A 12,561-nucleotide genomic window follows, 5' to 3' on the forward strand; every position below is an offset into this window, starting at 1 on the left:
CTCCTAGCTTCCCCATGAGCAATCTCAAAAAACTTGCAGGACAGACTGCGGTCTACGGCCTGAGCAGTATTCTTGGCCGTTCCATTAATTTTTTACTGATCATAGTCTACACGGCCTATCTGGATACCGAATCCCTGGGGGCTTTTACGGGAATTTATGCCCTGATCGGTTTTTTGAATATTGTTTTTACCTACGGGATGGAGACCGCTTTTTTCCGCTTTTCCACGGGAAAAAATCAAGACCCTGCAAAGGTTTACCAAAGTACCCAATCTCTTTTGATCCTTTCTACCTTAGTCTTGGGGACCGGGGTCTTTTTGCTTGCTCCCTGGCTGGCAGAGGTCATGAATTATCCCGGCAAGGCCTATCTTTTTCGCTGGACTGCACTTATTCTTTCCTTCGACGCCATCCTGGCTATTCCCTTTGCCAAGCTTAGGCTGGATAATAAGGCTCTGGACTTTGCAGGAGCCAAACTGATCAACATCCTTCTCAATGTCCTACTCAATTTGTTCTTCATCGTCTGGCTTCCGGGGCTATCCCAAAACAACTCCTGGGATCTAAGCGCCTTCGGAATACAGGATAATTGGGGAGTGGAATACATACTTCTATCCAATTTGCTGGCCAATGGATTGATAATCCCCTATGTCTGGTGGAGAGCTGGGTTTTTCTCGTTTGGATTGGACAAGAGCCTACTCAAACCCATGTGGAATTATTCACTCCCGCTCCTGTTCATGGGGCTGGCGGGTGTGACCAATGAGCTGGTGTCCCGGTTGCTTTTTGAATATATCCTTCCGGAAAACTACTATTCCGGGCTGAGCAGCCGAGAGGCCGCGGGAGTTTTTGGTGCCAACTTTAAGTTGGCCATTCTGATGAATCTGGTTATTCAGGCTTTTAAATATGCCGCAGAGCCTTTTTTCTTCAGGGAATCCCAAGACAAAAACTCTCCGCTTCTCTATGCGAGGGTCATGCATGCCTTTATCATTTTTTGCAGCCTCCTGATGATCGCCATCTCAGTCAATTTGTATTGGATAGGCCCGATGTTTCTGAAAGGTTCGGTTTATTCCTCAGCCTTTTTCATTGTTCCGATTCTGCTGATGGGCTACCTGTTGTTGGGAGTATATTTCAATCTTTCTATTTGGTTCAAACTGACCGATCAGACGAAATACAGCTTTTGGATCACTTTCATAGGGGCATCGATCAGCATTGGGGTGATCGTGGGTCTCGTACCAATTTGGGGATATTTAGGAGGGGCATTGAGTACCTTGGCCTGCTACCTGACTATGACCGTGCTCTGTTTTTATTGGGGGCAAAAGTTCTATCCCATTCCCTATCAGTTAGGCAGAGACATATTGTATCTTATTTTGGGATTTGGGCTGAGTTATCTGGGATTTTTCATAGAAATGGAAAACGGGTTACTGAACCTTCTTTTGAAAAACCTTCCTTTAGTCCTATTTGCCGGATTGATTATTTTCCTGGAAAAAGAGGAATTGAAAAGATTTATCCCTTCCCGAAAAAGCTGAATTCTGATTTCTTATTCCCCTGATTGAAAGACCTTTTTTCCTAGGGAAAACGGGAAATTTCCAGCCTTTTTGACCAAAAGGCATTATGTTTGTGCTTAGATGCTGCATTCCAAACCGCACGTGAGAATAACCCCCACTTTACTTCTTGGTTTCTTCTTTTTTTTAGGTATTTCCTTTGGATTTGCTCAGGAGAAAATTTCCAAAAAAGAGGCCAAACGGCTTGAAAATCAAACCAAAGGAAGCCGATATTTTATCGAAGGCGAAAAAGCCCTGGTTTTGGGCGATCTGGACCGTTCTTTTTTCTACCTCCAAAAAGCGTTGGAATTTTCCCCCGACGAGCCTGCCATTCACTACAAGCTTGCAGAGGTTTTGGTGAGGTCCGAACAGGCTGAAAAAGCCCTCCCCTATGCCAACCGTGCCGTAGAAATCGACCCGGAAAATAAGTACTATGCGCTCCTGGTAGCTGAAATCTACACCCAACTCAAACAACCGCTCAAGGCAGCCGAGATTCTGGATCGACTAACAGCTGATTCTGAAAAAAACCAGCAATACAATCTCGATTTGGCTTCCATCTATCTACAGGCGGGAGAATTTGACAAGGCTTTGGTGGTACTGGACCGAGCGGAAGAATACTATGGGATCCGGGAGCCTTTTACCCTGCAAAAGCAAAGGATCTACCTGCGAAAAAATGACCTCGGAAAAGCCTTGGAAGAGGGAGAAAAACTCATCGAAGCTTTCCCCGGCAATCCAACCTATGTCCTCAACCAAGTAGAAATCCTCTACAATAATGGTCGACTGGATCAGGCGCTTGCCTTGGTCGAAGAGGAGATCACCAAATACCCCAATCAACCGGAACTCCGGATGGCTGCCTACACGCTACTCAAGGAAAAAGGGCAACAAAGTCAAGCTCAGGAATATCTGATTTCGGCTTTTGCCAATCCGGACTTGGACCCTGAAGTCAAAGCCAAAACCTTTGTCTCTGTACTTTCAGAAATGCAGACCAGCCAAAGAGATTCTCTTTTGGACCAAATGGAAGGCTTGATGCTGGACTTACATCCACAGGAAGCCTTGGTTTTGGAAGCGGTCGGAGAACGAAAAAAGCGTCAGGGAAACATGGAGGGCGCGGTTGATTTGTACAAAAAATCCCTTCAATCCAACCCAAAAAATGCCAGTTTGCTGGAGCAGGTCATTTTGAATTCCTTCGGGGAAAATGCGGATTTCGCAAGCCTGGAAAACTATACCATCATGGCTACCGACGAGTTTCCGGATGCCCCTGAGTTCTGGTTTTACGATGGGGTGGTCAAATCTGCAAGAAAGAAAGACTCTTTGGCAGTAAATTCTCTAAACAAAGCAATCGGACTCAATCAGGGACGAAATTCCCAATTGGACCAAGTCGCTTTTGGTTCTTTGGGCAACAGTTTGTTCAATTTGGGGCAAAAAGATTCCGCTTTCTACTACTTCGACAAAGCGCTTCAGCTCAATCCAAACGACGAGCAGGTTCTGAATAACTTCGCTTTTTTCCTTTCTCTGGAAAAAAGAGACTTAGAAAAAGCCGCAAGCATGTCAGGAAAGGTCGTGAAGAGATTTCCTGACAATTCCACCTATTTGGATACGCATGCTTGGGTATTGTTTCAGATGGGCAATTACACCGAAGCTTTAACCTATATGGAAAAGGCCATCGCCAATGATTCCAACCCAAGTGGGGTGCTTTTGGAGCATTATGGAGACATACTATTTCATCTTGGCAAAGTTTCTGAGGCAGTAAACTGGTGGAAAAAAGCAGCGGAAAGCGATGAAGCCTCAGAACATATTTCAAAGAAAATCAGCGACAGGAAATATTATGAATAGATTTTTTGCATTCTCTCTTGTAATTCTATTGGTGCTCTCCGCCGGTTGTGCCAAAAAAGTCGTCCTCTACGAAGGAGATCAAACCATGACCGATTTCACTCCCCTTAGTGCGGATTACGACTATCTCAGTGCGAAAGCCAAAATTGTCATTGAGGAAGAATCTGGAAAAATCACCCGGGGAACCTTGAGTCTGCGGGCTAAAAAAGACAGTGTGCTATGGTTTACCATGTCTCCGGGGATGGGGATGGAAGCGATCCGGGGATTTTTCACCCAAGAAAAAATTCAAATTCGTGACCGGGTTGGAAGAGACGATGTAAATCTGACTTATCAGGATTTTGAGCGGCTTTATGGACTCAAGCTTTCTCTTGACATTTTCCAGAATGTGCTTTGGGCCAATATTCCTTTCCAGGTAGACTACCAGGACCGCTTGGTGAGAATCGGGAAAAAATTCGAGTTGACCCAGGTAAGGGATGGGGTAAGGTATTTTACCAAAGTAGAAACCTCTACCGCAAAAGTGGCCGAAATGACCTCAAATTCACTGGATGACCGGGGCTCCTTTTTGGCCAGCTTCCCAAAGTTTTTAGACGTCAATTCTCAGCCCTTTCCAGCCGAAGCCCTTTTCAAACTGATGTATCAACTTCCTGAAGGCAGTCAAAACACGATCATCCATGTGGAATGGACCTCTGTAGAGCCGACTTCCACCCCACTGAGTTTTCCATTTAGGTTTTGAGTGATATGAAATCTTTTTTTCGTTCTTTTTTACTGGTTCTATTGGTTTTTGGACTGGGATTGGAATCCTTTTCCCAAACCAAAAAATCGAGAGAAGATCTCGAACGTGAAAAAGCCGAGGTGCAGGCCCGACTCCGGGAATTTGATGCGATTCTAAAACAAACCACTGCTACTAAAAGAACATCTATAGGAGAACTTAACGCAATCACCCAACAGTTTCAAACCCAAAGTCGTCTTGTAAATACCCTAGACCGTGAAGTTCGACTGATCAATCAGGAAATCCAGGAGACCGAGCGGAAAATAGAATTGCAAGAAAAGCAGCTCAAGGAATTGAAAGCAGAGTATTCGCGAATGATCTATAACTCCTCCAAACTTAATCGAGGGCTTTCCATAGTGGCATTTGTATTCAGCTCTGCCAACTTCAATCAGCTCTATATGAGGCTGAAATATCTCAAGCAGTACAGCGATAGCCGAAAACAACAAGCCGAGCAAATAGTAAAGCTAACTGCGCAGCTAGCCGAACAGCGGGTTCTTCTCGATGAAAGAAAAGCTGAAAAGGAGGTCGTCTTAGCTGAGGAAAAAACCGAAAGGGCAAAACTCGAAAACCTCCGAAAAAATCAGCAGTCGGTGGTCAACTCTCTTTCCAGAAAGGAAAGAGACATCCAAAAACAAATCACTGCCACCAAAAAGCAGCAAGAGCAGCTGAATCGAATGATCAAAGCGGCAATCGAGGAAGAAATCCGGTTGGCTGAAGCTGCCGCCAGAAAAGAAAACAGCACCACGACCAAAAAAGCGGGTACATCCATGCCTATGACTCCTGAGGCAGCGGCTCTTTCCAGCTCCTTTGCAGGAAATAGAGGTAAACTTCCTTGGCCAGTGGAGACAGGTTTTATCACACAGCGTTACGGGACTTACCCCCATCCTACTTTGAAAGGAATCACTTTGGACAGTGATGGCATCGATATCCGAACCCAGCCCAACTCCAACGTCCGAGCGGTTTTTGACGGAGTAGTGACCAAAATCACCACCATTCCAGGCTATGGAAATACGCTCATCATTAAGCACGGAGAGTATTTCACCATGTACAGCAGACTCAAGACCATTACTGTAAAATCAGGCCAGGAAGTCAAGGCAAAAGATATCATCGGACAGGTTGCAACCAATGCTGAAGGTCAGGCTGAAGTCCACTTCCAAACCTGGAAAGGACTACAAATCATGGACCCTGCAACATGGATTACGTCCAGATAGGTTAAAAAATCGTAGCTTCATAAAAAAGATGCACCTCAATAGCCGGGAACTTTGGCTATGCGAGGGACAGTTGTATCTTTGTTATCTTGTATATCCTTAAACACACACCATCATGCTTACATTAGGTTTCATTCAAAACATGGGCGGAGGTTCTTTGATTCTTATCATCCTCGTTATCCTTCTGCTCTTTGGTGCTAAAAGGATCCCTGAATTGGCCCGAGGATTGGGTCGTGGCATCAGAGAATTCAAAGATGCGACCAAGGAAATTCAGAACGATCTTGAAGATGGGCTAAAAGACAAAAAGAAATAATCCCTAAAGCCAATTCACATTGGAAAAATTCGATTCCTTCGACGATATCAAAAAATCGCTCGAAAAGAAAGAGGCTGATTGCAAGTCAATTGTAGCGTATTATTTAAAAAACATTCAGACGAAGGCGCATCTCAACGCCTTCGTCGAAGTTTATGGCCAATCCGCTCTCGAGCAAGCTGAGCGGATTGATGAGAAACTCGCCAAGGGCAAAGCCGGCAAACTCGCCGGGATGGTCATTGGAATCAAGGACGTTCTCAATTTTTCAGGCCATGAATCCAATGCCTCTTCCAATATCCTCAAAGGATATATTTCCCAATTTACCACCACGGCAGTCCAGCGATTGATCAATGAGGACGCCATCATTATCGGCCGGCTCAACTGTGACGAATTTGGAATGGGCAGCTCCAATGAGAATTCTGCTCATGGAAAAGTCCTCAATGCCTTGGACGAAAGTCGGGTACCCGGAGGATCATCCGGAGGCTCAGCAGTAGCCGTTCAGGCCAATCTCTGCACCGTTTCTTTGGGTACGGATACCGGGGGTTCGGTTCGTCAGCCTGCAGCATTCACAGGAGTCATCGGCATGAAGCCGACCTATTCGAGAGTTTCCCGTTGGGGATTGATCGCCTACGCTTCCTCTTTTGACACGATCGGAGTTTTCTCCAAAACTGTCAAAGACAATGCCTTGGTCATGGAAGTCATGGCAGGGCATGACGAATTTGACAGCACCTCTTCAAGGAAACCCGTTCACCATTACAGTGAATTGCTTCATTTTGAGAAAAAGGTCAAGGTGGCTTATTTCACCGAAACTTTGGAGTCTCCTGCTCTTCAGCCTGAAATAAAATCCCAAACCGAGGCGATTCTGGAAAAGCTGAAATCTGAAGGACATGAAGTGGAGGAAGTTCATTTTCCACTATTGAAATACACCCTCCCTACCTATTACATCCTGACTACAGCAGAGGCCAGCTCCAACCTATCCAGATTTGACGGGGTGAAATACGGCTACAGGACGCCCAATGCCCACAATCTGGAATCCATGTACAAACTCACGCGAAGTGAGGGATTTGGTGAGGAAGTCAAACGGAGAATCATGTTGGGAACATTCGTGCTTTCGGCAAGTTATTATGACGCCTATTTTACTAAAGCTCAGCGGGTAAGAAGGTTAATTAAAGACTTTACTGAAAATCTTTTGGATGATTTTGACTATATTATCATGCCGACTACCCCGACTACAGCGTTTAAGTTTGGAGAGCACAGTGGAGATCCGGTAGCCATGTATTTGGAAGACCTTTTCACTGTTCAAGCTTCCGTTTCCGGAGTACCGGCGATTTCGCTTCCGAATGGAAAAGACCAAAATGGCATGCCAATTGGTCTGCAAGTGATTGCAAATTCCTTCAAAGAAGCTGAACTGTATGCTTTCAGTAACTATTTGACCGAATTAACAACCTAAAGTAACCTCTTATGAAAATGACTTGGCAAAGAAACATCCTTACCATTCTTGCTGTATGTGTGATTCCCATGACCGAAGTCTTTTCTCAGGAAGAACCCTTGGAAGCGGCTACCGCACTGAACGAGGAGATTCTTCCCAATTATCATTACGAATACATCCCGGATTTCACCTATGAGGAAGTTGAGCAAAGGATCAAATCCATGAAAACGGAGATGCCCTTTGAGCTCAATGATCGGATTTTTTCATTTATCCAATACTTCACTGTCCGAAATAGAGAGTACACCAAAATGGTTTTGGCGAGAAAGGAAAAGTTTTTTCCTCTCTTTGAATCCACAATGAAGAAGCATGAAATGCCGGTGGAGATCCAATACCTTTCCATTATAGAATCCGGATTGGACCCTCAAATCCGCTCCCGAGTAGGGGCAATGGGGCTTTGGCAGTTTATGCCTGCCACTGGGAGAATGTATGGCATGTATGTCAACTCCGACGTGGATGACCGCATGGACCCTGAAATGAGTACCGATGCGGCTGCCAAGTATCTAAAGTCGCTCTATCGTATGTTTGGCAATTGGGAAGTGGCCTTGGCAGCTTACAACTGCGGGCCAGGAAATGTGAGAAAAGCCATTAGACGTTCAGGAGGAAAAACTACTTTCTGGGGAATCTACAATTACCTTCCTAGAGAAACCCGTGGCTATGTGCCTCAATTCCAAGCAATGCTCTACATCCTCAACCATCTGGAAGAGCACAATTTCAACCTTGAAGAACCTACCTACCCGATCGAATACGAGAAAATCCGATTTGAGAGAGCCTTCAGAATGGAAAAATTGGCGGAACTCACCGACATCTGTCTGAAAGATCTTGAAGAACTCAATCCCAGCATCAAAAATCGAAACATTCCCGAGACCAACCGGTCCATGGCTATTCGGATTCCCAAAAACAAATCCATGTTTTTGAAGGAAAATCTGGCTTGGATAGGAGACTCCTTAGGCAATGCCCCTACGCTCTTGCTCGCTTCGCAGGTGGTACCTGTTGAAGAAGCCGCTGCATCCATGAATCGGGAAGCCATAACTTATCGGGTAAAGTCTGGAGATGTATTGGGTAAAATCGCCTCAAATCATGGGGTCACCGTGACCCAAATCAAGGATTGGAACAATCTCAACTCCAATTTGATTCGTGTGGGGCAAACGCTGAAAATCTACTCCGGAAATTCTTCCTCAAGCACTTTGGCGGATAATTCCTCTTCCGGTTCTAAAACCTACACCGTACGTCCAGGAGATTCACTTTGGATAATTTCAAAGAAGCATTCTCTCAGCGTGGAGCAAATTAAAAGACTGAACAACCTCAATTCCAACAATATCAAACCCGGACAAAAACTGATTATCGGTTGAGTTTCGGGTGAAAAACTTAATCCTCCCATTTCTGTCTTTTTCTGAGGTGTCTGGATATTGATCATCATTTAAAAAAACTTAGATATGAAACGATTTACCTATATTCTTCTCATTTTTTCAGCCTTTACCTTATTCTCCTGTGGAGAAGGAAGAGAAGGTTTTGGAGGAGGAAAACCCAAAGCGAAAGGATCCATCGGAGAAATTGTACTTGCTATTGACTCTGCGAAATGGGCCGGACCGGTCGGCGAAGAGCTCAGAGGTATTTTTGAATCTGATTTGCCGGGCATGCTTCGATCCGAACCCATGTTTAAAGTACACCGGGTAGACCCAAGAGGCATGACTCGAATGCTGAAGATGTTTACCAATCTGGTCTATGTGACCACCTTCGATGACAAAAGCGGGGGAAGCCAGGTGATTAATGCCCAGTTTTCTAAAGAATCCAAAGAGAAAGCAGCAGCAGACCCTAATCTTTATTCCCTGAGAATGGAAGACGAGTATGCAATCGGGCAGGAAGTATTGTACCTCTTTGGAAACAATGAGGAAGAGCTCATTGCCAACCTTAGGAAAAATAAGGACCGCCTACAAAATCTTTTCGAAGTAAGGGAAAGAGGTAGATTGGAAAAGGCTTTGCTGGCAAGGAAAAACTCAGCTGCTCAGCATGAAGCCCGAAACAACTTGGGAATTCAGATTCAGCCGCCCGTTTCCTACCAAATTGCCAAAAGCGAACCGGGATTTCTCTGGCTCAGACAGCCTTCTCCAACAGAAAAAAGACCAGATATCAGCCTGTTTTTTTACGAGACCAATTACACTTCAGAAGAGCAGACTTTTCCTGAAAACATCGTGGCTCTCAGAGATTCTATCACTAAAACGAGGATTTTTGGCGACCCCGAAAACCCCAATTCCTATCTGGTAACTGAAAAACAAATTCCTCCGGCATTCAGAAACCTAGTGATAAATGATAATTTTACCGTCGAAATCAGGGGTACCTGGAAGACCAACAACATCAGTATGGGCGGTACTTATCTCGGCTATCTCATGGTAGATGAGGCCAAAGGTAAGCTGTATTACATGGAGGGATTTGTCTATTATCCCAATGAAATCCACCGAGATGCTTTGAGAGAGATCCAAACCATCCTTCTCAATACGGATGTAAGCTGGATGGAAAACCAGGGAGCCTAAACCCAGTCTAACTCATCATTTATGTCTATCAAAATCCGAAAGCAGGATGCCTTGAATTACCATAGCCAAGGCTCCCCCGGAAAGATTGAAGTTATTCCCACCAAGCCCGTATCCAGTCAACTCGATTTGGCCTTGGCGTATTCACCTGGCGTGGCAGAACCCTGCAAAGAAATCGCCGAAGACGAAGAGAAAATCTACAAATACACCGCCAAGGGTAACCTGGTGGCAGTAATCTCCAACGGTACAGCTGTCCTTGGTCTGGGAAATATTGGGCCTTCTGCTTCCAAGCCAGTCATGGAAGGCAAAGGAGTACTTTTTAAGAAGTTTGCCGGGATCGATGTATTTGATCTCGAAATCAACGAAACCGACCCTAAGAAACTCATACAGATTATCCGATCTTTGGAACCCACCTTTGGAGGAATCAACCTAGAGGACATCAAGGCTCCAGAGTGTTTTGAGATCGAACAGACGCTAAAGCAGGAAATGAATATTCCTGTGATGCATGACGATCAACATGGTACTGCCATTATCTCCGGAGCTGCATTGGTCAATGCTTTGGAACTGGTCGGAAAAAGAATTGAAGATATCCGATTGGTTGTGAGTGGAGCTGGCGCAGCAGCCATTTCCTGTCTAAGGTTTTACATCAGTTTGGGCATCAAAAAAGACCATGTCATTGTCTGCGACAAGGATGGTGTGATTCGCACCGACCGTAAAGGTCTCTTGGATATTCACAAGGAGTTTGCCACGGATTTGGATATCAATACTATTGCAGAGGCTCTTCCTGGAGCGGATGTATTTTTGGGTCTTTCTGCAGGAAATATCATTTCGCCTGAGATGATCAAATCCATGGCTCCAAATCCTATTGTTTTTGCCTTAGCCAACCCCGATCCGGAGATTGACTATGACACAGCCATTGCAGCAAGGGAAGATGTGATCATGGCCACAGGCCGGTCAGATCATCCCAATCAGGTCAATAACGTATTGGGCTTCCCATATATTTTCAGAGGTGCTCTTGACGTAAGAGCTACTGTCATCAATGAGGAAATGAAGTTGGCGGCAGCCCGGGCGATTGCCAAGTTGGCTAAAGAGCCTGTACCGGAAACGGTTAACAAGGCATATGGAGACAATAGTCTTTCCTTTGGAAAGCTTTACCTAATTCCAAAGCCTGTAGATCCTAGATTGATAACCACAATTGCTCCTGCTGTAGCGAAGGCGGCTATTGACTCAGGAGTAGCTAAAAAAATCATCACGGACTGGGAAGCCTATGAGTTGGAGCTTCAAAAACGAATAGGTATTGATCAGCGCCTTATGCAAGTGGTCATTGGCCGTGCCAAAAAAGATCCCAAACGGGTGGTATTTGGTGAAGCCGACAACCTTAAGATTCTAAAGGCGGCTCAACTGATTCGTGACGAAAAAATTGCCGTTCCTATTCTCTTGGGAAATAGGGAAAAAATCCTATCCCTAATTGATGACAACTCTTTGGACTTGGCGACAGCCACGATAATTGATCCCGTCACAGAAACTGAAAAGCTTCAAGAATTTGGGGATTTTCTATATGAAAAGCGAAAACGAAAGGGCATGACCCTTCACGATGCGCATCGCTTGGTACGGGAGAGAAATTATTTCGGAGCGATGATGGTGGAAAAAGGAGATGCGGATGCATTTATCTCCGGTCTCACCAGAGATTATCCTAAGACCATCCTTCCTTCCCTCCATGCAATCGGAGTGAAACCAGGTGTAAATCGGGTTGCCGGGATGTACATCATGAATACTCCAAAAGGCCCTTACTTCTTTTCCGACGCAACGGTCAACGTAAACCCGACAGCGGAGGAATTGGTAGATATCATCGGACTTACTGCAAATGCGGTGAAGTTTTTCAACATGGAACCAAGAATCGCTTTGCTTTCTTATTCCAACTTTGGATCTGCACAAGGGGAAACTGCCCTCAAAATGGCAAAAGCGACAGCATTGGCTAAAGCAAAATATCCCGATCTGATCATCGAGGGAGAAATGCAGGCTAATGTGGCGCTTAATCAGGACATTCAGCGGGAGATTTATCCTTTTTCTGTATTGGCCAATCAGCCGGTGAATACCTTGATTTTCCCCGACCTTTCTTCATCCAATATTGCCTATAAGCTCCTTGCTGAATTAGGTAATGCTGAGGCTATCGGTCCTATTCTCTTGGGCATGAATAAACCTGTTCACATTCTTCAACTGGGCAGTTCTATCCGTGAAATCGTCAACATGGTGGCCATTGCGGTAGTGGATGCCCAATCATCAGGAAATATCCTATGATCGCCTATCTGAACGGACGCTTAGTTTTCAAAGACCCCACTTATGTCATTTTGGACGTAGGAGGAGTAGGCTATCAGGTCAAAATATCCTTGCAAACCTACAGCCGGATCAAAGATGAGGAGCAACTCAAGCTCCTCACCTTTTTACATATCAAAGAAGACGCGCACACCCTTTATGGATTCAAGGAAGAGCGGGAAAAAAGTCTTTTTCTTCTACTACTTTCCATCAATGGTGTAGGTCCAAACACTGCTTTGATGATTTTGTCCTCCCTAAGTTCGGAGGAAATCGAACAGGCCATTCTTTCCAATGATGTGGGTACTATTCAAGCAGTCAAAGGTATTGGGGCAAAAACTGCTCAAAGAATCATTTTGGAGCTAAAAGATAAGGTAGGAAAATCATCAGGACTCGAATCCACGGCACCGCTTGGCTTCCTTCATTCTGGCAATAAAGTCCGGGAGGAGGCGTTACAAGCATTGATTACTTTGGGCTTTCCCAAGGCAGTCGCCGAGAAAAATATCGCACAGGTGCTGAAAAAAACAAACGGAGAAATTTCCTTAGAAGATTTAATTAAAGCATCTTTAAAGACACCTTAATTTGAAT

Annotated in this window: 10 protein-coding genes; all 10 read left to right on the forward strand. The window is 45.0% G+C overall.

Translation table 11 applies throughout. The features are described 5' to 3' along the window. The first annotated feature begins 14 nt into the window (after nt 1-14). The 10 genes from AAA938_RS09335 to ruvA all read left to right on the forward strand — a co-directional run bounded on the left by AAA938_RS09335 (nt 15) and on the right by ruvA (nt 12,554). On the forward strand, nt 15-1,517 hold the full coding sequence (locus tag AAA938_RS09335) for a lipopolysaccharide biosynthesis protein (protein ID WP_338228416.1): 1,503 nt from the start codon (nt 15-17) through the stop codon (nt 1,515-1,517). Between the two features lie 120 nt (nt 1,518-1,637). Next, a complete protein-coding gene (locus AAA938_RS09340) occupies nt 1,638-3,365 on the forward strand; it encodes a tetratricopeptide repeat protein (RefSeq protein ID WP_338228417.1) in 1,728 nt (575 codons plus the stop codon). Continuing rightward, nucleotides 3,358-4,095: a lipoprotein insertase outer membrane protein LolB1 gene (gene lolB1 / locus AAA938_RS09345; RefSeq protein ID WP_338228418.1), complete on the forward strand. Its 738-nt coding sequence runs from the start codon at nt 3,358-3,360 to the stop codon at nt 4,093-4,095. The genes AAA938_RS09340 and lolB1 overlap by 8 nt, the downstream gene beginning before the upstream one ends. A 5-nt stretch (nt 4,096-4,100) precedes the next feature. Continuing rightward, the gene (locus AAA938_RS09350; RefSeq protein WP_338228419.1) at nt 4,101-5,342 is read left to right on the forward strand and encodes a murein hydrolase activator EnvC family protein; all 1,242 of its coding nucleotides are present in this window, start codon (nt 4,101-4,103) and stop codon (nt 5,340-5,342) included. A gap of 112 nt (nt 5,343-5,454) precedes the next feature. Continuing rightward, entirely contained in the window at nt 5,455-5,652 is a 198-nt protein-coding gene (gene tatA, locus AAA938_RS09355; RefSeq protein WP_338219696.1) for a twin-arginine translocase TatA/TatE family subunit, read from the forward strand. 19 nt (nt 5,653-5,671) lie between these two features. Then, nucleotides 5,672-7,099, forward strand: a complete 1,428-nt coding sequence (gatA, locus tag AAA938_RS09360) for an Asp-tRNA(Asn)/Glu-tRNA(Gln) amidotransferase subunit GatA (protein WP_338228420.1) — start codon at nt 5,672-5,674, stop codon at nt 7,097-7,099. An 11-nt stretch (nt 7,100-7,110) separates the two neighbouring features. Then, nucleotides 7,111-8,487 (forward strand): LysM peptidoglycan-binding domain-containing protein, encoded by a 1,377-nt coding sequence (locus tag AAA938_RS09365; protein ID WP_338228421.1) that lies wholly within the window; start codon nt 7,111-7,113, stop codon nt 8,485-8,487. Between the two features lie 84 nt (nt 8,488-8,571). Then, a complete protein-coding gene (locus AAA938_RS09370) occupies nt 8,572-9,666 on the forward strand; it encodes a DUF4837 family protein (protein WP_338228422.1) in 1,095 nt (364 codons plus the stop codon). Between the two features lie 21 nt (nt 9,667-9,687). Next, nucleotides 9,688-11,961: an NADP-dependent malic enzyme gene (locus AAA938_RS09375; RefSeq protein ID WP_338228423.1), complete on the forward strand. Its 2,274-nt coding sequence runs from the start codon at nt 9,688-9,690 to the stop codon at nt 11,959-11,961. Next, the gene (gene ruvA / locus AAA938_RS09380) at nt 11,958-12,554 is read left to right on the forward strand and encodes a Holliday junction branch migration protein RuvA (protein WP_338228425.1); all 597 of its coding nucleotides are present in this window, start codon (nt 11,958-11,960) and stop codon (nt 12,552-12,554) included. Before AAA938_RS09375 ends, ruvA begins: the two co-directional genes overlap by 4 nt. Nucleotides 12,555-12,561: the final 7 nt, after the last annotated feature.

It is taken from the genome of Algoriphagus taiwanensis (assembly GCF_036245645.1).
In the GTDB taxonomy this organism is placed as follows: Bacteria; Bacteroidota; Bacteroidia; order Cytophagales; family Cyclobacteriaceae; genus Algoriphagus; species Algoriphagus taiwanensis.

What these genes read in the sequence shown, in the direction of transcription:
- AAA938_RS09335 (WP_338228416.1), top strand. Translation starts at nt 15, where the DNA reads ATGAGCAATCTCAAAAAACTTGCAGGACAGACTGCGGTCTACGGCCTG.
- lolB1 (WP_338228418.1), top strand. Translation starts at nt 3,358, where the DNA reads ATGAATAGATTTTTTGCATTCTCTCTTGTAATTCTATTGGTGCTCTCC.
- AAA938_RS09350 (WP_338228419.1), top strand. Translation starts at nt 4,101, where the DNA reads ATGAAATCTTTTTTTCGTTCTTTTTTACTGGTTCTATTGGTTTTTGGA.
- tatA (WP_338219696.1), top strand. Translation starts at nt 5,455, where the DNA reads ATGCTTACATTAGGTTTCATTCAAAACATGGGCGGAGGTTCTTTGATT.
- AAA938_RS09365 (WP_338228421.1), top strand. Translation starts at nt 7,111, where the DNA reads ATGAAAATGACTTGGCAAAGAAACATCCTTACCATTCTTGCTGTATGT.
- AAA938_RS09370 (WP_338228422.1), top strand. Translation starts at nt 8,572, where the DNA reads ATGAAACGATTTACCTATATTCTTCTCATTTTTTCAGCCTTTACCTTA.
- AAA938_RS09375 (WP_338228423.1), top strand. Translation starts at nt 9,688, where the DNA reads ATGTCTATCAAAATCCGAAAGCAGGATGCCTTGAATTACCATAGCCAA.
- ruvA (WP_338228425.1), top strand. Translation starts at nt 11,958, where the DNA reads ATGATCGCCTATCTGAACGGACGCTTAGTTTTCAAAGACCCCACTTAT.